We start from the raw sequence: 20,633 nt of genomic DNA, 5'->3' as shown, positions 1-20,633 counted from the left end.
GCGGCGCGCGGTCACAGCCAGCCGTTGCGCCGGAAGCCCCGGTACAGCACGACGCACGCCGTGGCGATCACCCCCATGACGAGTGCGTAGCCGAACCGCCAGCGCAGCTCGGGCATGTGGTCGAAGTTCATGCCGTAGATGCCGCACATCATCGTCGGGACGGCCACGATGGCGGCCCAGGCCGTGATCTTCCGGGTGGCGTCGTTCTGCGCGACCGTCACCTGGGCGAGGTGGGCCTGGAGGATCGAGTTCAGCAGTTCGTCGAAGGCCGCTATCTGCTCGGTGACCCGCTTGAGGTGGTCGTCCACGTCGCGGAAGTACGCCTGTATCTCGGGGGCGATGACGCGTATCGGCTGGGTGGCGAGCACCTGGAGCGGGCGGGCGAGGGGCACCACCGCGCGCTTCAGTTCGAGCAGTTCGCGCTTGAGCTGGTAGATGCGGCCGGGGTCGGCCGTGCGCGCCCCGGTGGAGGAGAACACCTCCGACTCGACCTCGTCGATGTCGGCCTGCACCGCCTCCGTCACGTCGAGGTAGTCGTCGACGACGTGGTCCGCGATCGCGTGCAGCACCGCGGCCGGTCCCTGGGCGAGCTGCTCGGGCGTCGACTCGAGCTGCTCGCGCAGCGGGCCGAGGGAGCCGTGCCTGCCGTGCCGCACGGTGATCACGAACTCGCGGCCGACGAAGACCATGATCTCGCCGGTGTCCACGACCTCGCTGGTCGCGGTCAGCTCGGCGTGCTCGACGTAGCAGACGGTTTTGAACACGGCGAACAGCGTCTGGTCATAGCGCTCGACCTTCGGCCGCTGGTGGGCGTGGACCGCGTCCTCGACCGCCAGCGGATGCAGGCCGAACAGCTCGGCGATGCCGGCGAACTCCAGCTCCGTGGGTTCGTGCAGGCCGAGCCAGACGAAGCCGTCGTCGTCCTTGCGGACCTGGGCCACGGCCTCGACGAGGTCACCGTCGCGCTCCGCGGTCTGCCGCACCCCTTTGCGATAGGTCACGCACTTCACCACTGAGGAGCCCAGGGGGGAGCGGGCGGGGTGGCTCAGATCGACGCGCGGGCTGCGCCGGGTCAGGCGCGCCACCTTCTGCAGGCCGCGAACGCTCCTCAGGTTCCCGACCTTGCGGAGGCTGCTCACCTTCCGCAAGTTGCTCCCCATCGACATGTGCGGCTCCTCGTGCTGGACTTGAGGGACAAGTCTGCCAGTCCGGCCCCCACCGCGTTTCAGCCTGGGGGATCGGAAGATTCCGGTCCGGGTCGTTGCCGCGCCTGCCCACCGCGGCGCCCCGGAACCGTTGCCGCTACGCCTGCCCGCCGCCGTCCGGCGGAACCGTCGGCGCGGGGCGCGCCCCCACCCGGGACACCGCCCGCGCCCCGGCGCCGCAGCCCTCGGCCACCGCGTCGCACAGCTTCGCGCCCGCGAGCCGAGAGGCGACGAACGCGCCGGTGAACGCGTCGCCCGCGCCCGTGGAGTCCCGCGCGTCCACCCGTTCCGCGGGCATCCGCACCCGCACCTCGCCGTCCCGTGCGGCCACCGCGCCCCCGCGGCCCGACGTGACCACCACCGTGGGGAAGCGGCGGCTCAGCGCCCGCGCCGCGTCCGCCGCGCCGGGCAGGCCCGTGAGCAGCTCCGCCTCGTCCCGGCTCGGCAGCAGGACGTCCACGCCGCCGCACCACGCCAGGAAGCGGTCCGTGCCGTGCCGTGCGAGGAAGCCCGCCGACGCCGGGTCCACGCTCACGGTCACGCCGCGTGCGCGCGCCGCGCCGAGGGCCGCCCGCGCGGCCGCCCGGCTGGACTCGGCGAAGAACAAGTAGCCGGACAGGTGCAGCCAGCCCACGCCGTCGAGCAGCGACGGCGACCAGTCGGCGGTGGTGAGGCGCAGCGACGCACCGCTGTCCGTGAGGAAGGTCCGCTCCGCCGTGCCGTTGCCCGTGTCGACCAGGCTGATCACGGTGCCGGTGGGCGCGTCGGGGTCGACGACGAGGTGGGGGCGTACGGCGGCCCGGACCAGGTTCTCCTCGTGCCAGGCCGCCGCGTCGGCGCCCACGCGCCCCAGGAAGCGCACGTCCCGGTGCCCCCAGCAGGCCGCCCAGCACGCGACGTTGGCGCCCGCGCCGCCCGGCACCGTGCGGATCGCGGCCTCGGTGTCGGTGCCGGGCACCAGCGGGGTGCGGTGCCGGGCGACGACGTCCGTGACGACGTCACCGACGACCAGCAGCCCCTGAGCACGGCTTCCGCCCGCCGGGTCCCCGGCGCGGCCCCCGCTCGTCATCCCCGCGCCCACGCGGCCGCGATCCGTGCCGCCAGCCGGACGTTGCCTCGTACGGCCGCCAGATTCGCCTCCAGGGAGGCCCCTTCGGTGTGCCGGACCAGGTGGTCGAGGAGGAACGGCGTCACCGCCTGCCCCGTCACGCCCCGCGCGTCGCACTCCCGTAGAGCCTCATCGAGTACGCGCGTGTGGAGTGCGGGATCGAGCTGCTGCTCCTCGGGCACGGGGTTCGCCACGACGAGCGCCGACTCCGGCCCGGCAAGCGCGTCCTGGGCCCGCATCACCCCCGCCACCTCGGCCGGCGTACGCAGCGTCCAGTCCACGGGGTGCCCGGAGTCGGCGAGGTAGAAGCCGGGGAAGCGCTCCGTCCGGTACCCGGCGACCGCGACGCCGAGAGTCTCCAGGCGCTGCAGCGTCGCCGCCACGTCCAGGATCGACTTCACCCCCGCGCACACCACCGTGATCCGCGTGCGGGCGAGCAGGCCGAGGTCGGCGGACTCGTCCTGCGTCGCCGTCCACTCCCGGTGCACCCCGCCGAGCCCGCCCGTGGCGAACACCCGCAGGCCCGCGCGGGCGGCGAGCAGCGCGGTCGCCGACACCGTGGTGGCCCCACTGGCGCCCGTGGCGGCGGCCAGGGGCAGATCGCGGTGGCCCAGCTTCCGGATGCCGTCCTCCCCGGCGACCCGTTCCAGCTGCTCCTTGTCCAGGCCGACATGGGGGCGGCCGTCCAGGACGGCGATCGTCGCCGGGACGGTGCCCTCCTCGCGCACGGCCTCTTCCAGTTCGAGCGCCACGCGCAGATTGCGCGGGCGCGGAAGGCCGTGCGCGATGATCGTGGACTCCAGGGCCACGACCGGCCGCCGCCGCGCGAGAGCCGCCTGTACCTCGTCGGACACCACCAACACGGGCCTGCCTCCTGCCAGTCGGGCCGCCTGAGCTCCTGGGTTCATCCCTGGCGGGCGGCGTGCCGCGGCAAACCCATTAGGGTGACCGGCCATGACCACGAATGATCAGAGCGTTGCCTCATTTGCCGTGCACATCCCGGATGTCGACCTCGAAGAGGAGCCGCTGGACCCGGAGCAGATCGTCTCCGGTACCCCGGTGGTCACCGGCAAGGTCCTGTGGGAGTCCGCCGACGGCAAGCAGCTGCGCGGCATCTGGCAGATCACGCCGGGCGTGGTGACCGACACCGAGGCCGACGAGCTGTTCGTGGTCGTCAGCGGGCGCGCCACCATCGAGGTGGAGGGCGGCGACGTCATCGAGGTCGGCCCCGGCGACGCGGCCGTCCTGCGCGAGGGCGACCGCACGACGTGGACGGTCCACGAGACGCTGCGCAAGGCGTACCACATCACGCTGGGCGGCTAGGGCGTGTCCGATGGGTCGGCGCGCTGCCGGGCGGCGGCTCGTGAGCCCCTGCTGAACAGGGCGAGGGCCGCGAGCGGCAGGAGCAGGAGCGCCGCCGCGAGGTTGAGCCAGCCGTAGCTGGCCCGCGCGACCACGAGTCCCGCGACGGCGCCGCCGACGCCCGCCGCCGCGTTCATCGTCAGGTCCGACAGGCCCTGCGCGGCGGCGCGCGCGCCCGGCGGCACGGAGTCGGTGAGCAGCGCGGAGCCGGCCACCAGGCCCGCCGACCAGCCGAGGCCGAGGACGAAGAGGCCCACCGCCGTCTGCGCGTGGTTGCTGCCCGCGGTGCCCGCGAGCAGCGCGGAGACGGCGAGCAGCCCCACGCACAGACCGATGACGCTGAGCCGTCCGAGCCGGTCCGCGAGCCGCCCCATCACCGGTGAGAACGCGTACATGCCCGCGATGTGCCCGCTGATCACCAGGCCGATCAGATCGATGCTCGCCCCGTGGTGACCGAGGTCGACCGGGGTCATCGACATGATCGCGACCATCGCGGTGTGCGCGATGGTGACCGTCACCAGGGCCAGCCTGGCCTTCCCCGAGGCGGCGACGGCGGCGATCCCGGCCCGCAGCGACCCGCCCGCCGCCGAGGTGTCCGCCTCGGGCTCCAGGGCGCGGGCGGTCAGGAGCGGATCGGGGCGCAGCAGCACCGCCACGACGACCGCCGAGAGCAGGAACACCCCGGCCGCCCACACGAAGGCCCCCGACGCCTTGGGGATGCCGAGCGCGGAGACGCTGCGGCCCGCGGGCGCCGCGATGTTCGGGCCGAGCACCGCGCCGATCGTCGTGGCCCACACGACGTTCGAGATGGCCCGGGCCCTGGCGCTCGGCTCGGCCAGGTCGGCGGCCGCGAACCGCGCCTGGAGGTTCGCGGCGGAGGCCGCGCCGAACCCGGCCATGCCCACCAGGAGCAGCGGAAAGCTCTCGACGGCCGCGGCCACGACGACGACCGCCGCGCCCAACGCGCCGATCAGATACGCCAGTACGAGACCGGGGCGCCGGCCCCGGGCCGTCATCAGGGCGGCCAGCGGCACCGAGAGGACGGCGGTGCCCGCGACGGTCGCGGTGGGCGCGAGCCCGGACAGCGACTCGGAGCCGCTGACCTCCGTCGCGAGCACGGTGGCGAGCGCGATGCCGGTGGCGACGCCGAGCCCGCCGAGGATCTGGCTGGCGACCAGGACCGCGGAGACGCGGCGGCGCAGGGCGGGCAGGTCCGTCACGTCGACAGGTCCGGCGGACACCCGCTCGGTCGCGGTCATCGCCCGCCTGCCGCGGCCGCGGCCGACGGGATGCCCGTACGGGACGACATCGAGGGGCACGGCGGCTGTGCCGGGTGCGGCACACCTCTCCGGAGGGGCGGGGGACACGGGGATATGGAGGATGCGCTCACGCGCGCAGTGTGCCAGCAGGTGCCGACACACCGACACGCCTCGCCCCGCGACGAGGCCCGCCTGCGGGAGGGCCCGTCGCCCCGCGGCCTCAGAACAGCGGCTCGGGCAGGACCCCCTCCAGGGCCAGCAGCTGCCGCTTGGTCTCCAGGCCCCCGCCGAAGCCGCCTATGCCGCCGTCGCTCTCGACCACGCGGTGGCAGGGCACCACGACCGGCAGCGGGTTGGCGCCCATCGCCATGCCCACGGCCTGGGCCGCTCCGGGCTGGCCGACACGGCGGGCGAGGTCTCCGTAGCCCACGACCGCCCCGAACGGGACGCCCGCCGCCAGCTCGCGCAGCACCTGGCGGTTGAAGCCGGAGATCAGCGACCAGTCGAGCGGCAGCTCGAAGTCGCGCCGACGGCCCGCGAAATAGTCCTCCAGCTGGCGTATGGGCTCCGCGAGCAGCGGCGAGGAGGGCGCTTCGGCCGGCTCGGCGCCGAGCCGGGAGCCGAGCCGCTCGACGGCCTTGTCCCGCACGTCGTCGGTGGCGTGGAAGACGACGTTGACCAGGCCGGTCCCGGTCGCGGCGAGCAGCAGTGGGCCGATGTCGCTGGCGACGACGGCCCAGACCGGGCCCGGCCGCCCGGCCCGCCGCTGCTCCTGCTGGGTGTGCCCCGTGGCGTTCATGGACACCACCGTACGACCGGGCACTGACAACGCCGCCGGGCCGGCCCGTCAGTGGCGGAGTGCCGCGCGCACCACGTCGGGCTTGTTGGTGATGATGCCGTTCACGCCGAAGCCCGCGACCCGCCGCGCCGCCGCGGGCTCGTCGACGGTCCAGGTGAAGATCTCCAGACGCTTGCCGTGCGGGCCCTTGAGGCGCTGGATCGCGGCGACGTAGCCGTCGGAGATGGACGTGTGCGTGGAGTTGATCTGGTCGGCGAACTTCGCGTACTTCGGCAGCTCGGCGACGGCGGGCGTCCCCAGGAAGCCGGTCTTGATGTCCGGCCGCAGCGCCCGCACCTGCCGCACGCTGTCCGCGCTGAAGCTCTGGACGACCAGGTCGTGCCGCACGCGGTGGCGCTCCAGCCAGCCCGTCTCGCGCAGCACGCGCAGGGTGTCGCGCTCGATGCCGGGGTACAGCTCGGGCTTCTTGATCTCCAGGACGAGCCGCTGGCCGTTGCGCGCGACGCGGTTCATGTACTGCGTGAGCGTCGGCACGCGCGCGCCCTTGTACTTGGCGCCGAACCAGCTGCCCGCGTCGAGCTTCGCGATCTCCTTGGCGGTGAAGTCCTTGACCTTCCAGGGAGCGCGGCCGGGGAAGACCTCCTCGACGTTCGTCGTCCGCTTGAGGTTGTCGTCGTGCACGATGACGAGCACCCCGTCCTTGGTGCGCTGCACGTCGTTCTCGACCCAGCGGAAGCCGAGGCGGTCGGCCTTGTCGATGGCGGCGAGGGTGTTCTCGGGGGCGTGGGCGGAGGCCCCGCGGTGGGCGACGACCAGCGGTTCGGCGTGCGCGGCGGCCGCGCTGACGCGGGTCTCCCGGGCTGGCGTCTCGGCGGCGGCGGTGGAGGGGAGCACCAGAGCACCCGCCCCCAGAAGGGCGGCGGTCGTGGCAGCGGCTGCGCGTGGGGGCACGGCTTCTCCTCGCGTCGGAACTCAGGGGGATGCCGTGAGCGTGACAGTGCACCGCCAACTACAGACAGGTGCAGGATGACCACAGGCTGAACACCAGCCACCCATGTGGGGACCCCGCGCGCGGAAGCCGTGTTTCTTTGCCGGAAAATCGTTCGTACGTTCCTGGATGGGCCCTACCCTCGCCTCAGCCGACGCTCCGTCACCCGGCGGTCGACCGGGGGCGGACGGGGTGTTCCGGGACATTCGGGTACGACAGGCGGAAGGGCTAGCGCTCATGGAGGGCACGGTCGACGGCTTCAGCTACGGGCTCGTCACGCCTGTGGTCGCGTACCTCATGGCCTGTCTCGGCGGGGCGCTCGGCCTGCGCTGCACCACGAGGTCGCTGCTCGTCGCACACTCCTGGCGGCCGGGCTGGCTCGCCCTCGGCTCCGCCGCGATCGGCTCCGGCATCTGGACCATGCACTTCATCGCCATGATGGGCTTCACCGTCCAGGGGACCCCCATCACCTACGACCGCCTGACGACCTTCGCGAGTCTCGCCGTCGCCATCGTCATGGTCGGCGTAGGGATCTTCATCGTCGGCTACCGGGGCGCCAGAGGGACGGCCCTGTTCACCGGCGGCACCATCACGGGCCTGGGCATCGCCTCGATGCACTACCTGGGAATGGCCGGGATGCGCCTGGGCGGCACGCTCCAGTACAACACCCTCACCGTCGCCGCCTCCGTCGTGATCGCCGTCGTCGCCGCCATCGCCGCGCTGTGGGCCGCAGGGCAGGTCAGGGGCTTCCTGTGGAGCCTCGGCGCCAGCCTGGTCATGGGCCTCGCCGTCAGCGGCATGCACTACACCGGCATGGCCGCCGTCAGCGTCCACCTGCACAGCACCCCGAGCCCGTCGCCCGGGGGCTCGTCGGCCGAGCTGCTCGCGCCCCTCATGATCGGCCCCCTGGCCTTCCTGCTGCTCTCGGGCGTGGTCGTGATGTTCGACCCGCTGATGATGCTCGGCAAGGCCGACCTGAAGGCCGCCGCGCGGCCGCGCACCCCCGCCTACCCCGTGCCGCGCTCCGGCGAGCGCCAGTACGGGCACGTCGGCCGCAGGGCACCGGCGCGGCCGGGCCGCAGGAGCCGCCGCAGGCCAGGTGCGCGCGCCCCGCAGAAGTGGTGAGAGCGCCGACGGGCGACGGCGGACGGAGCGGCGTTGTCAGTGCGGAGTCGTACGGTGGATCCCATGCGGCCCGTATCGAAGATCGAACGCACGGTGGCGCCTTTCGAGGTCGTCAGCCCGTTTCAGCCCAGTGGCGACCAGCCGGCCGCCATCGCCGAGCTGGAGAAGCGCATCCGCGCAGGTGAGAAGGATGTCGTCCTGCTCGGCGCGACCGGCACCGGCAAGTCGGCCACCACCGCGTGGATGATCGAGAAGCTCCAGCGCCCGACGCTCGTCATGGCGCCGAACAAGACCCTGGCCGCTCAGCTGGCGAACGAGTTCCGAGAGCTCCTGCCGAACAACGCGGTGGAGTACTTCGTCTCGTACTACGACTACTACCAGCCCGAGGCGTACGTCCCGCAGTCGGACACGTACATCGAGAAGGACTCCTCGATCAACGAGGAGGTGGAGCGCCTGCGCCACTCCGCGACGAATTCGCTGCTCACCCGCCGCGACGTCATCGTGGTCGCCTCCGTCTCCTGCATCTACGGCCTCGGCACCCCACAGGAGTACGTGGACCGCATGGTGCCGCTCAAGGTCGGTGAGGAGATCGACCGCGACCAGCTCCTGCGCCGCTTCGTCGACATCCAGTACACGCGCAACGACCTCGCCTTCACCCGGGGCACCTTCCGCGTCCGCGGCGACACCATCGAGATCTTCCCGGTCTACGAGGAGCTGGCCGTGCGCATCGAGATGTTCGGCGACGAGATCGAGGCGCTGTCCACGCTCCACCCGCTGACCGGCGAGGTCATCAGCGACGACGACCACCTGTACGTCTTCCCGGCGTCGCACTACGTGGCGGGCCCCGAGCGCATGGAGAAGGCGGTCAACGGCATCGAGAAGGAGCTCGCCGAGCGCCTCGCGGAGCTGGAGAAGCAGGGCAAGATGCTGGAGGCCCAGCGCCTGCGCATGCGCACCACGTACGACCTGGAGATGCTCCGCCAGATCGGCTCCTGCTCCGGCGTCGAGAACTACTCGATGCACTTCGACGGCCGCGACCCCGGCACCCCGCCGCACACCCTGCTCGACTACTTCCCGGACGACTTCCTGCTCGTCCTCGACGAGTCGCACGTCACCGTCCCCCAGATCGGCGCCATGTACGAGGGCGACGCCTCCCGCAAGCGCACCCTCGTCGACCACGGCTTCCGGCTCCCCTCCGCGCTCGACAACCGCCCCTTGAAGTGGGAGGAGTTCCAGGAGCGCATCGGGCAGACCGTCTATCTGTCGGCGACCCCGGGCGCGTACGAGATGTCCCGCTCCGACGGGCACGTGGAGCAGATCATCCGCCCCACCGGACTCGTCGACCCGGAGGTCGTCGTCAAGTCCACCGAGGGCCAGATCGACGACCTGGTGCACGAGATCCGCAAGCGCACCGAGAAGGACGAGCGCGTCCTCGTCACCACGCTCACCAAGAAGATGGCCGAGGACCTCACGGACTACTTCCTGGAGCTCGGCATCCAGGTCCGCTATCTGCACAGCGACGTCGACACCCTGCGCCGGGTGGAGCTCCTGCGCGAGCTGCGGGCCGGCGAGTTCGACGTCCTGGTCGGCATCAACCTCCTGCGGGAGGGCCTCGACCTGCCCGAGGTCTCCCTGGTGGCGATCCTCGACGCCGACAAGGAGGGCTTCCTGCGCTCCGGCACCTCCCTGATCCAGACCATCGGCCGCGCCGCGCGCAACGTCTCCGGTCAGGTCCACATGTACGCCGACAAGATCACCCCGGCGATGGAGAAGGCCATCGACGAGACCAACCGCCGCCGGGAGAAGCAGATCGCGTACAACAAGGAGCGGGGCATCGACCCGCAGCCGCTCCGCAAGAAGATCAACGACATCGTGTCGTCGATCGCGCGCGAAGAGGTCGACACCGAGCAGCTCCTCGGGACGAACTACCGCAAGACGAAGGACGGCAAGGGCGCCAAGGCCCCCGTGCCCTCGCTCGGCAAGGCGGCCGCCGGGGCCCCCGCCAAGGCGGCGAAGAAGTCCGCCAAGGACAAGCAGGTGCCCACGGACAAGCCCGCCACCGAGCTGGCCGCGCAGATCGAGGAGATGACCGAGCGGATGCGCGCCGCCGCCGCGGACCTCCAGTTCGAGATCGCCGCGCGGCTGCGCGACGAGGTGTCGGAGATGAAGAAGGAACTGCGGCAGATGAAGGAGGCGGGCCTGGCGTAGCGCGGAACGGTCCGCACGTCGCGGTGTGTTGCAACACCGACACAATGTGCGGACCGAGGTGCGGCGCGCTGGACACCGCTGCATAGGGTGATGGGGCGGTCGCCGGAAGGCGGCGGCCGCCCTGGGGAGTTCGAGAAGGGGACAGCGCGTGACGGTCAACATGACCAAGGGCCAGGCCATCAGCCTGCAGAAGAACGACGGGGGCGTCCTGACCGCGGTGCGCATGGGCCTCGGCTGGCAGGCGGCCCCGCGGCGCGGCCTGTTCGGCACCCGGACGCGCGAGGTCGACCTGGACGCCTCGGCCGTCCTGTTCGCCGACAAGCAGCCCGTGGACGTGGTGTTCTTCCGCCACCTCGTCAGCGACGACGGCTCCGTGCGGCACACCGGGGACAATCTGGTCGGCGGCGTCGGCCAGGGCGGCGACGACGAGGCCATCCTCGTCGACCTCCAGCGCGTCCCGGTCCACATCGACCAGATCATCTTCACGGTGAACTCCTTCACCGGCCAGACGTTCCAGGAGGTGCAGAACGCCTTCTGCCGCCTGGTCGACGAGACCAACGGCCAGGAGCTCGCCCGCTACACCCTGGACGGCGGCGGCCAGTACACCGCCCAGATCATGGCCAAGGTCCACCGCGCGGGCACCGGCTGGCAGATGACGGCCATCGGCAGCCCTGCCAACGGCCGCACCTTCCAGGACCTGATGCCGGCGATCCTGCCGCACCTGTAAGGCCCGACTCGGCCGTCCCCGGACGGCAGTCCGTACGTACGAAGGCCCGGCGAGGGGGCCGACAAGGGGGAACGAACGCGATGACGGCCGAGCTGGTCAGGGGGCAGAACCATCCGCTTCCCGGCACCCGTCTGGAAGTCCGGGTGTCGGCCGCTCAACCGGTCGTTGCCGCGGCCACGCTCAGCGACGACCGGCGCAAGGTGCGCGGCACCTCCTGGGTCGCCCACCCCGGGGCGCCCACCCTGCCGGGCCTCGAAGTGTCCCGGCAGGCCGCCGCCGACCACCGCCTCGCCGTCGACCTCGACGCGCTGCCGGACGACGCCCACCAGGTCAACGTCCTGCTCGCGCTCCCCGTCGGCGTCGCGGGCCCGGCAGGATTCGGGGCCGTCGCCGCGCCGTTCGTCGCCGTCACCGGCCTCGACGGCGCCGAGATCGCCAGCTACACCCTCACGGACCTCTCCGTGGAGTCGGCCGTCGTCGCCCTGGAGCTGTACCGCAGGCAGGACGCCTGGAAGGTGCGCGCCGTCGGCCAGGGCTACGCGGGCGGCCTCGCCGAGATGCTCACCGACCAGGGCCTGCCCCAGGCCCAGGACCTCGCGGCGACCATCGACGAGGCCGTGGCCCAGGGCCTCGCCCGCTCCGTCACCCCGCCCCCGCCGCGCCCCGCGGACGAGGCCCGGGTGCGCGCCGCCGCCCAGGGGCACACCACGGGCCGGCACCCCGCCGCGCCGCAGGGCGACCCGGCCGTCACCCACCCCGTCCCGCCCGCCCCCGCGCAGCCGGGCCCGCCCGCGCCGGGCGATGCCGCCCCGGCCCAGCCCGGCGACGGCGGCCCCGTCAACTACACGCACCCGCGCCGCCAGACCAGCGCGCCCCCGCCGCCCCCGCCCGCCGCACCGCGGGCCGCGCCGGGACAGCCCGCTCAGCCCGTCGCGGGCGACGCCACCGGCTGGTCCCTGGAGGAGCGCCTCTACAACCAGGTGTGGGGCATGTTCGAGGACCTGGCCCGCACCACGGCGGCGTACCGCAGCGCCGTCGACTTCGCCGACTCGCGCATGGAGCAGGAGCTGGACAAGGTCCTCTCCGACCCGCGTAGCCGCATCGGCGGCGCGGGCGACGCCGCCCGCGAGAGCGCCCGCGCCAAGCACGGCGACCTCGTCGACCAGGCCAGGGCCGCGCTTGACCGCGACCTGGGCCAGCTCGCCGCCGAGGCGGACGTCGTGGAGCCCGCGCTGCCCCCGGCCTTCGCCGACTGGTCGAGCCCCGTCTGGCACGCCTACCGCGCGCCCATGGAGATCCCCATGGCCGTGCGCCTCGGCGGGCTCCAGCTGCCCGAGCGCCCGGACCTGCGCATCCCCATGCTGGTGCGGCTGCCCCTGGAGCGCGGCCTGTGGATCGACAGCGGCCGCTCGGGCACCGACTCGCTCGCTGACGCCGACACCCTGCGCCGCCTCGCCCTGGACAGCGCCGTCGCACACGCGGCGCGCCTGCTGGCCGTCTATCCGCCCGGCGAGTTCACCGTGCACGTCATCGACCCGGCGGGCACCGGCGCGGCCGCGCTCGCCCCGCTCGTGACGTCCGGGGTCCTCGACGAGCCGCCCGCCTCCGGGGCCGCGGGCACCGGCGCCGTTCTCACCAAGCTCACCCAGCGCGTCGATCTTCTACAGATGGCCGTCCGCGGCGGCGTCACCTCGTCCCTGCCGCCGGACCTCGACACGGGCGAGCACCTCCTGGTGGTCAACGACTTCCCGCACGGCTTCGACGACCGCGCCGTGACCCAGCTGCGCTATCTGGCCGACGAGGGCCCGGCCGTCGGCGTCCACCTGATGATGGTCGCCGACCGCGAGGACGCCCGGGAGTACGGCCCGCTGCTCGACCCGCTGTGGCGCGCGCTCCTGCGTCTGACCCCGGTGCCCGACGACCACCTCGCCGACCCCTGGGTGGGCCACGCGTGGACGTACGAGCCGCCGCTGCCGCCGTCCGGCAGCGAGGTCCTCCACCACGTCCTGGCGGGCGTGGGCAGGGCCCGGCGCACCGGCAGCCGCTGAGCTCCGCCGACGCGCGCGTGTGCCCCTGACGCGTGACGCATGTGTCCCTGGCGAGTGATGCGTATGTCGACTAAGTGATCGCATCTGCCTTCTGACCTGGCCACTTGGCGGCCGTTTGCCGTGGCCTTTACCAAACCTTGGTCTTTCGCGTAGGCTTCTCCGTGCGGAGGGGAGTACTCCCGTACGCGACGTGCCCGTCAATACGGACCGCCATCGGTCCCGGGGCGTCGGCCCGGCAGGCACCGTGGGGTGCCCGGGTGGAAGAGACCTCCGGCAGCGACGACGCTGATCAGTAGCCGTACGACGCCGGAGGCGCAGTGGACGTTTCTATGACCTTGTGGGTGACGACCGTTCTCGGTCTGTGTGCCCTGATCGCGGTCGACTTCTTCATCGGGCGCAAGCCGCACGATGTGTCGATCAAGGAAGCCGGCATCTGGACGATCGTCTGGATCGTGCTCGCCGCGCTCTTCGGGCTCGGCCTGCTGATCGCGGGCGAGGGCCAGGCCTCGGGCGAGTTCTTCGCCGGCTTCATCACCGAGAAGTCGCTGAGTGTCGACAATCTCTTCGTCTTCATCCTGATCATGGCGAAGTTCTCGGTGCCGTCGCACCTCCAGCAGCGCGTGCTGCTGTTCGGTGTGCTGATCGCCCTGGTCCTGCGAGCGATCTTCATCGCCGCCGGCGCCGCGGTCATCGCCAACTTCTCGTGGGTCTTCTACATCTTCGGCGCGTTCCTGATCTACACCGCCTGGAAGCTCATCCAGGAGGCGCGTGCCGACGAGGAGGAAGAGGACTGGGAGGAGAACCGCCTCCTGAAGTCCATCGAGAAGAAGTTCGGCGTCTCGGACCGGTACGAGGGCACGAAGCTGTTCGTCCGTAAGAACGGCAAGAAGATCATGACGCCCCTGATGGTCGTCATGCTCGCCATCGGCACCACCGACGTCCTGTTCGCGATGGACTCGATCCCCGCGATCTTCGGCCTCACCCAGGACCCGTACATCGTCTTCACCGCCAACGCGTTCGCCCTGATGGGTCTGCGACAGCTGTACTTCCTCATCGGTGGCCTCCTCAGGAAGTTGGTCCACCTCAGCTACGGTCTGTCGGTGATCCTCGGCTTCATCGGCGTGAAGCTCGTCCTGCACGCCCTGCACGAGAACGGGGTGCACGTCCCCGAGATCTCCATCCCGGTCTCGCTCGGCGTCATCTGCGGTGTCCTGGTGATCACGACGATCACCAGCCTCATGGCCTCCAAGAAGCAGCAGGAGCGCGAGGCGGCGGCAGGCAAGGACGAGGCCTCGAAGGACAGCATCGAGGCGTAACCGCTCTCTCCGTAGAGAGGCAGTACGAAGGCGCCCCTCTCCGTAGGGAGCGGGTAGCGCCGAAACGAACCACCGGAAGCGGTGCACAGTCCACGACTGTGCACCGCTTCCGCATAGAGAGGAACGTATGGAGTCGCGGCCCTCCCGCGCGCGGGGCAGCATCGAAGACATGATCCCCAGACTCCGGGCCATCGCCTCGCGGTGGACAACCGCAGTGCCCGTTCTCGGAGTCGTCCTGCTCGCCTGCACCTGGGGGCGGGAGCTTCCCGGTGGCGTCGTCGCCCTGGTGACGGTGGTCCTCGCCGGAGCCGTGCTCGCCGCGGTGCACCACGCCGAGGTCATCGCGCACCGTGTGGGCGAACCGTTCGGCTCCCTCGTCCTCGCCGTGGCCGTGACGATCATCGAGGTGGCCCTGATCGTCACCCTGATGGCCGACGGCGGCGACAAGAGCTCCACCCTGGCGCGCGACACCGTCTTCGCCGCCGTGATGATCACCTGCAACGGCATAGTCGGTCTGTGCCTGCTCACCGCGGCCCTGCGGCACCGCGTCGCCGTCTTCAACCCCGAGGGCACCGGAGCCGCCCTCGCGACGGTCGCCACGCTGGCCACGCTCAGCCTGGTCCTGCCGACGTTCACGACGTCCAAGCCGGGCCCGGAGTTCTCCACCTCGCAGCTCACCTTCGCGGCCCTGGCCTCACTCGTCCTGTACGGCCTGTTCGTGGCGACGCAGACCGTGCGCCACCGCGACTACTTCCTGCCGGTCACCAAGGAGGGCGAGGTCCGCGACGCCGACGACCACGCCGAGGTGCCCTCCGCCCGCACCGCCCAGATCAGCCTCGGACTGCTCGCCCTCGCCCTGGTCGGCGTCGTCGGCCTCGCCAAGGGCGTGTCGCCGACCATCGAGTCGGGCGTCGAGTCCGCGGGCCTGCCGCACGCCGTCGTCGGCGTGATCATCGCGCTGCTCGTGCTGCTCCCGGAGACCATCGCGGCCGTGCGCGCCGCCCGCCGCGACCGCGTGCAGACCAGCCTGAACCTGGCCCTCGGCTCGGCGATGGCCAGCATCGGCCTGACCATCCCCGCCGTCGCCATCGCCTCCGTGTGGCTGACCGGACCGCTCGTGCTCGGACTCAGCTCGACCCACATGGTGCTGCTCCTGCTCACGGTCGGCGTCAGCACGCTCACCGTCGTGCCGGGCCGGGCCACCCTTCTCCAGGGCGGCGTCCACCTGGTGCTCTTCGCGGCCTATCTGGAACTGGCCATGAACCCGTGAGCGCGGGGCGGTGCCCGTCACCCGGTGACCGGCACCGCCCTGCTCTCGGGCCGCGTCTCCGGGAGCAGCGCGAAGCAGCCGAGGCTCAGCACCGCCACGGCCGTCAGATACGCCGCCACGCCCCAGGGCGTGCCCGTCCCGCGTGCCGTCGCGGTCGCCACGATCGGCGTGAGCGCGCCGCCGAGCACCCCGGCGAGGTTGTAGCCCACCGCGGCCCCCGTACAGCGCACACGCGGCTCGTACAGCTCCGGCAGATACGCCGCGACCACCCCGAACATCGTCGTGAACGCGATGAGGGCCACCAGGAAGCCGAGGAACATCAGCAGCGGCTGTCCTGTCGCCAGGAGCGCCACCATCGGGAACATCCACAGGGCGGTCGCCGCGCACCCGAGCAGGCACAGCGGACGCCGTCCGTAGCGGTCCCCCAGGTGCGCGGACACCGGGGTCAGCGCCCCCATGGCGACGACGGCCGCCATCACGCACGTCAGCATCACCGGACGGCTCACGCCGAGCCGCTCCACTCCGTAGGACAGCGACCACGTCGTCACGGCGTAGAAGACCGCGTACCCGACCGCGATGGCGCCCGCCGTGAGCAGGACGAGCCGCCAGTGGCCGCGCATCACTTCGACGAGCGGCACGCGCGCGGGCTCGCGTACGCCCAGGAAGTCCGGGCTCTCCTCCAGAGAGGCGCGCAGCGCGAGCCCGGCCGCCGCGAGCAGCCCCGCCACCCAGAACGGGATCCGCCATCCCCAGGAGGCGAACTGCGCCTCCGTGAGCGTCACCGAGAGCCCCAGGGTGATGCCGTTGGCGAACAGGAACCCGATCGCGGGGCCGACCTGCGGGAAGCTCGCCCACAGCCCGCGCCGTTCGGCGGGCGCGTGCTCGGCCGCCAGGAGCACCGCCCCGCCCCACTCGCCGCCGAGCCCCACGCCCTGCACGAACCGCAGGACGAGCAGCAGCAGGGGAGCGGCCGCGCCGATCGACTCGTACGTCGGTACGCAGCCGACGGCGACGGTGGCGAGGCCCGTCATGAGCAGCGAGCCCACCAGGACGGGCCGTCGGCCGTGCCGGTCGCCGATGTGCCCGAAGACCACGGACCCCAGCGGCCGGGCGACGAAGCCGACCCCGAACGTCGCGAACGCGGCGAGCGTCCCCGCCAGGGGCGAGAACGTCGGGAAGAACAGCGGCCCGAGCACGAGCGCCGCCGCGGTGCCGTACACGAAGAAGTCGTAGAACTCGATGGCGGTCCCCGCGAGCGCGGCGGCGGCGAGCCGCGGCAGCGACGGAGCGGCACCGGCCCGGGGGTTCGACGGAGAGTCACTGGTGTGCACGGTGCGTCAACTGCCCGCCGTACGGGGCGGTTACGGGAAGGGCTTCAGTACGTGACCGTGATGCGCCTCTCCCGGCCGTCCACCCGGACGACGCCCCCATAGGGGATCACGTACTGGGGATCCGTGTGCCCCAGGTCCACGTCGAAGACCGCCATGGTGTCCGGGGCGTACGCGCCGAGCGCCCGGAGCACCGCCTCGCGCTGTTCGAGCGCGTAGCGGGTGCGCTCCTCCGGGCCGTGGGGCCGGTCGAAGCTCCAGCTCTTCGCGCGGCCCATGACGAGCGCGCCGAAGCGGGCGAGGAGCCCGCGCTCGCCCATGCTGCGCAGGATCCGGAACACCTCGGCGGCGGAGGGGAGTTCCTCGGACGTCTCCAGGAAGAGCACATGACCGTCGTACGCCGCCGGGTCGGGGGCGATCTCGCGGTCCGCCATCAGGAGCCAGGACAGCACCTCCAGGCTGCCGCCCCAGGTGCGCCCCTCCACGACCCGCTCGGCTCCCTGTGGCAGGTGCCAGGTCCAGCCCTCGCCCGGTTCGGTCGCCGGTTCGTCGAGGAACGTGTCCGGGTCGTCCCACGGGACGTCCACGACACGGAAGCGGTCGGCGGGAACCACTTCGTAGGGCCCCGGTACGAAGAAGGCGGCCCGGAGGGAGTCGGCGGTCTGCCGAGCCATGGCTCCCGGCCGCCCCAGCTCGCACATCACCGAGGCGCCGTGGAAGCTGACGACGCCCGTCTGCCACAGGAAGGCGTGCAGGACGGTGTTGTCGCTGAACCCGAAGAAGGGCTTCGGGTGCGCGCGGATCAACTCGCGGTCCAGGAACGGCAGCAGGGTGATCTGGTCGTCGCCTCCGATGCTCGCGATGACGGCCTTCACGGTCGGGTCGGCGAACGCGGCGTGCAGGTCATCGGCCCGCTCGCGCGGCGAGGCACCCATCTTGCGCGTCGCCGGGTTCCACCGGCTCCAGGTGGAAGTGCGTCCGCAGGCGCGCGATCCCCAGGTCGTAGGGCAGTGGGAAGAGCTCCGGAAGCCCGGAGGACGGCGAGACGACCGCCACGCGGTCACCGGGCTGGGGCTTCGGGGGGTACCGGGGCGGCTCCACGGGCGGCGTCATGCCCGGCAGCGTACGTCGGCCCGCCCGGCACCCGCACCGCGATAAACGGCCTGTGACGCACCGCGCTGGACAGCCCGTGACGCACCGTGAGGAACGGCCTCCGACGCACCGTGATAGACCGTCTGTGAGCAGCAGCCCGACGCACGGAGGTCCCTGTGCCCCACACCCTCGCCACCGCTCCGATCATGATCCTGAACGGGCCCAATCTGAACCTCCTGGGCAAGCGGCAGCCGGAGATCTACGGCACCGACACGCTCGCCGACGTGGAGGCCCGGTGCGCCGAGGCGGCCGCGGCGCACGGCGGGTCGGTCGACCTCAGGCAGTCCAACCACGAGGGCGAGCTGGTGGACTGGATCCACGAGGCGCGCGAGAACCACGTGGGCATCGTCATCAACCCCGCTGCCTACTCCCACACGTCCGTCGCGATCCTGGACGCGCTCAACACCTGTGACGGCATGCCGGTGGTGGAGGTCCACATCTCCAACATCCACCAGCGGGAGGCCTTCCGGCACCACTCGTACGTCTCGCAGCGCGCCGACGGCGTCATCGCGGGGTGCGGGGTGCAGGGGTACGTGTTCGGAGTGGAGCGGGTGGCCGCGCTCGCCGCTGCCGGAGCGGCGCGGGGCTGACGGCGGCGCCGGGTCCCGGCGCCGCCCGGCCGTTCACCAGCCGCGCTCGCGCCACTCCGCCAGGTGCGGGCGCTCGGCGCCGAGCGTCGTGTCGTCGCCGTGCCCGGGGTAGACCCAGGTCTCGTCCGGAAGCGTGCCGAAGATCTTCGTCTCGACGTCGCCGATGAGGCTCGCGAACCGCTCCGGGTCCTCCCAGGTGTTGCCGACGCCCCCGGGGAAGAGGCAGTCGCCCGTGAAGACGTGCGGATGGCCGTGCGGGTCGTCGTAGACCAGCGCGATCGAGCCCGGAGTGTGGCCCACGAGATGGCGCGCGGTGAGCGAGATCCGGCCGAATTCGATCGTGTCGCCGTCGTCCACGAGGACGTCCGTCGGCACCGGGATGCCCTCGGCGTCCTCGCGGCCCGCGTACGTCCGCGCGCCCGTCGCCCCGACGACCTCCTCCAGGGCCTGCCAGTGGTCCCCGTGCTGATGCGTGGTGACGACGGCGGCGATGCCGTCGTCACCGATCAGGGTCAGCAGGGTCCCGGACTCGTTCGCCGCGTCGATCAGGAGCTGCTCGTCGGTGGCCCGACAGCGCAGCAGATAGGCGTTGTTGTTCATCGGCCCGACCGCGACCTTGGAGATCATCAGGTCCCGCAGCTCGTGCACGTCCGCGGGTCCACCGATCTTCACCGCTCCGCTGTACGTCATGGAAGTCAGCCTGATACGAAAATTCTTCGTTGGCAAACATCAACTGGGGGTCAGGAAGTCCCGGTGGGCTGCAGGCTGACCTGGTAGCCGAGTTGGTTGAGCTGGCTGATGAGCCGTCGGGTGGCCCGGGTCTTCCCGGTGCGTTCCAGGAAGTAGTCGCCGCCGAGGTCCTGGTGCGGGACGCCGTGGGTGAGCATGTGCCAGACGGCGATCAGGAGGGAGTGTTCCAGGGCGACCACCGCCCGGCGTTTGCCGCGGCGGGCGACCAGGCGTCGGTAGCGGGCGGCGAGGTAGGTGTTCTTGGTACGGGCGGCGGCCATCGCGGACTGGCCCAGCGCGGCCTTGAGCCAGGGGTCGCCGTGCCGAGTCCGTCCCGTGGGCTGGCGCCCCGCGGACTCGTGGTTGCCCGGGCAGACGCCGGCCCAGGAGGCCAGATGCTCGGCCGAGGCGAACCGGGCCATGTCCGCACCGATCTCGGCCAGGATCACCTCCGCGGCCCGGGTGCTGACACCGGGGATGGTGGTCAGCAGGTCCACGCTGCGACGCATCGGCTCCAGCGCGGTCCCGATCCGGGCACTGAGGCGCACCTCCATCGCGGTGGCGGCGTCGATCCGGTCCAGCATCGCCCTCGCGAGGAAGGCGTGGTGGTCACCGAAACGGCCGGTCAGGGCCTCGATCAGGTCCGGGATCTTCAACCGCAGGCGGCGCTTGGCCAGGTCCGCGAGCACCCGCGGGTCCCGTTCACCTGTGATCAGGGCCTCCAGCATGGCCCGTCCGGACACGCCCAGGATGTCACTGACCACGCAGGACAGCTTGATCCCGGCGTCCTCCAGGAGCTTCTCCAGCCGCTGGGCTTCCCGGGTGCGCTCGCGGATCACCTCGGTGCGGTAGCGGGTGAGGTCCCGCAGCTGGCGGATCGGCTCCGGAGGCACGAACGAAGCACGGACCAGGCCGTGCTCGACGAGCTTGGCGATCCACTCCGAGTCCTTCACGTCCGTCTTGCGGCCCGGCACGGCCTTCATGTGACGGGCGTTGAGCAGCCAGCACTCCATGTCGTGCTCCAGCAGGTAGAACACCGGCTTCCAGTAGATCCCGGTCGCCTCCATGCCGACCACGGTGACCCCTTCGGCCAGCAGCCAGTCCCGCATGGCCAGCAGACCGGAGGTCATCGACGTGAAGGTCCGCACCTCGCCCCGGCGCCGCCTGCCGGCACCGGGCACCCGGATACAGACCTTCACGTCAGCCTTGCTGATGTCGATCCCCGCACACCGCTCGTAGACCACGTCCATCGCTCCGGCACCTCCCTTGGGCCGTTCGCCCCGCGCACGGCCGCCCGGGGAGATCCGGAAGGCGAAAGATCCTGATACTCGTGCTCGAAGCAACACTTCCGGGTGCCTGTCGAGTGATCTCCAGCGTCTTGCTAATCCACGGGCTCGGACACGCCAAGGCTGAACGACG

The 20,633-nt window shown here is 71.9% G+C and carries 17 protein-coding genes and 1 pseudogene; 8 read left to right on the top strand and 10 right to left on the bottom strand.

What is annotated here, in order from left to right; translation table 11 throughout:
• Window positions 1-11: 11 nt before the first annotated feature.
• The 3 genes from corA to CP982_RS11495 all read right to left on the bottom strand — a co-directional run bounded on the left by corA (window position 12) and on the right by CP982_RS11495 (window position 3,176).
• Window positions 12-1,166 carry a magnesium/cobalt transporter CorA gene (gene corA / locus CP982_RS11505; RefSeq protein ID WP_150510430.1) on the bottom strand — a complete coding sequence of 385 codons (1,155 nt, stop codon included), beginning with the start codon at window positions 1,164-1,166 and terminating at the stop codon, window positions 12-14.
• Window positions 1,167-1,302: 136 nt separating this feature from the next.
• Entirely contained in the window at window positions 1,303-2,274 is a 972-nt protein-coding gene (locus tag CP982_RS11500; RefSeq protein ID WP_150510429.1) for a carbohydrate kinase family protein, read from the bottom strand.
• The gene (locus CP982_RS11495) at window positions 2,271-3,176 is read right to left on the bottom strand and encodes a pseudouridine-5'-phosphate glycosidase (RefSeq protein ID WP_150510428.1); all 906 of its coding nucleotides are present in this window, start codon (window positions 3,174-3,176) and stop codon (window positions 2,271-2,273) included. The genes CP982_RS11500 and CP982_RS11495 overlap by 4 nt, the downstream gene beginning before the upstream one ends.
• A gap of 91 nt (window positions 3,177-3,267) precedes the next feature.
• Here CP982_RS11495 and CP982_RS11490 point away from each other — a divergent pair, with 91 nt between their 5' ends.
• Window positions 3,268-3,636: a cupin domain-containing protein gene (locus CP982_RS11490; protein WP_150510427.1), complete on the top strand. Its 369-nt coding sequence runs from the start codon at window positions 3,268-3,270 to the stop codon at window positions 3,634-3,636.
• Here CP982_RS11490 and CP982_RS11485 read toward each other — a convergent pair.
• The 3 genes from CP982_RS11485 to CP982_RS11475 form a co-directional block, all read right to left on the bottom strand.
• On the bottom strand, window positions 3,633-4,934 hold the full coding sequence (locus tag CP982_RS11485) for an MFS transporter (protein WP_150510426.1): 1,302 nt from the start codon (window positions 4,932-4,934) through the stop codon (window positions 3,633-3,635). The two genes, CP982_RS11490 and CP982_RS11485, sit on opposite strands and share 4 nt — an antisense overlap.
• Before the next feature lie 220 nt (window positions 4,935-5,154).
• Complete coding sequence (locus CP982_RS11480) at window positions 5,155-5,733, bottom strand: methylated-DNA--[protein]-cysteine S-methyltransferase (RefSeq protein ID WP_150510425.1); 579 nt, start codon at window positions 5,731-5,733, stop codon at window positions 5,155-5,157.
• A 48-nt stretch (window positions 5,734-5,781) separates the two neighbouring features.
• Window positions 5,782-6,684 carry a glycerophosphodiester phosphodiesterase gene (locus CP982_RS11475; protein ID WP_150510424.1) on the bottom strand — a complete coding sequence of 301 codons (903 nt, stop codon included), beginning with the start codon at window positions 6,682-6,684 and terminating at the stop codon, window positions 5,782-5,784.
• A 274-nt stretch (window positions 6,685-6,958) separates the two neighbouring features.
• Here CP982_RS11475 and CP982_RS11470 point away from each other — a divergent pair, with 274 nt between their 5' ends.
• From CP982_RS11470 to CP982_RS11445, 6 genes are all read left to right on the top strand, one after another.
• A complete protein-coding gene (locus tag CP982_RS11470; protein WP_150510423.1) occupies window positions 6,959-7,846 on the top strand; it encodes an MHYT domain-containing protein in 888 nt (295 codons plus the stop codon).
• Window positions 7,847-7,909: 63 nt separating this feature from the next.
• A complete protein-coding gene (uvrB, locus tag CP982_RS11465) occupies window positions 7,910-10,054 on the top strand; it encodes an excinuclease ABC subunit UvrB (RefSeq protein WP_150510422.1) in 2,145 nt (714 codons plus the stop codon).
• 148 nt (window positions 10,055-10,202) lie between these two features.
• Window positions 10,203-10,781: a TerD family protein gene (locus CP982_RS11460; protein ID WP_150510421.1), complete on the top strand. Its 579-nt coding sequence runs from the start codon at window positions 10,203-10,205 to the stop codon at window positions 10,779-10,781.
• A gap of 80 nt (window positions 10,782-10,861) precedes the next feature.
• The gene (locus CP982_RS11455) at window positions 10,862-12,829 is read left to right on the top strand and encodes a TerD family protein (RefSeq protein ID WP_150510420.1); all 1,968 of its coding nucleotides are present in this window, start codon (window positions 10,862-10,864) and stop codon (window positions 12,827-12,829) included.
• Between the two features lie 317 nt (window positions 12,830-13,146).
• Complete coding sequence (locus CP982_RS11450; protein ID WP_150510419.1) at window positions 13,147-14,145, top strand: TerC family protein; 999 nt, start codon at window positions 13,147-13,149, stop codon at window positions 14,143-14,145.
• Window positions 14,146-14,314: 169 nt separating this feature from the next.
• Window positions 14,315-15,415, top strand: coding sequence for a calcium:cation antiporter (locus CP982_RS11445; RefSeq protein WP_150510418.1), 1,101 nt, complete (start codon window positions 14,315-14,317; stop codon window positions 15,413-15,415).
• A gap of 17 nt (window positions 15,416-15,432) precedes the next feature.
• Here CP982_RS11445 and CP982_RS11440 read toward each other — a convergent pair whose 3' ends face one another.
• Both CP982_RS11440 and CP982_RS11435 read right to left on the bottom strand, forming a co-directional pair.
• On the bottom strand, window positions 15,433-16,695 hold the full coding sequence (locus CP982_RS11440; protein ID WP_150515424.1) for an MFS transporter: 1,263 nt from the start codon (window positions 16,693-16,695) through the stop codon (window positions 15,433-15,435).
• A gap of 95 nt (window positions 16,696-16,790) precedes the next feature.
• A pseudogene (locus CP982_RS11435) lies at window positions 16,791-17,856 on the bottom strand (S66 family peptidase).
• A 155-nt stretch (window positions 17,857-18,011) separates the two neighbouring features.
• Here CP982_RS11435 and aroQ point away from each other — a divergent pair.
• Window positions 18,012-18,485 (top strand): type II 3-dehydroquinate dehydratase, encoded by a 474-nt coding sequence (gene aroQ / locus CP982_RS11430; protein ID WP_150510417.1) that lies wholly within the window; start codon window positions 18,012-18,014, stop codon window positions 18,483-18,485.
• Between the two features lie 33 nt (window positions 18,486-18,518).
• Here aroQ and CP982_RS11425 read toward each other — a convergent pair whose 3' ends face one another.
• Entirely contained in the window at window positions 18,519-19,175 is a 657-nt protein-coding gene (locus tag CP982_RS11425) for an MBL fold metallo-hydrolase (RefSeq protein WP_150510416.1), read from the bottom strand.
• Between the two features lie 50 nt (window positions 19,176-19,225).
• Window positions 19,226-20,464: an IS110 family RNA-guided transposase gene (locus tag CP982_RS11420; RefSeq protein WP_150510415.1), complete on the bottom strand. Its 1,239-nt coding sequence runs from the start codon at window positions 20,462-20,464 to the stop codon at window positions 19,226-19,228.
• Between the last annotated feature and the right edge of the window lie 169 nt (window positions 20,465-20,633).

It is taken from the genome of Streptomyces spectabilis (assembly GCF_008704795.1).
Lineage (GTDB): Bacteria > Actinomycetota > Actinomycetes > Streptomycetales > Streptomycetaceae > Streptomyces > Streptomyces spectabilis.
The sequence above is the reverse complement of the archived record's forward strand: the minus strand, read 5'-3'. Positions and strand labels throughout refer to the sequence as shown.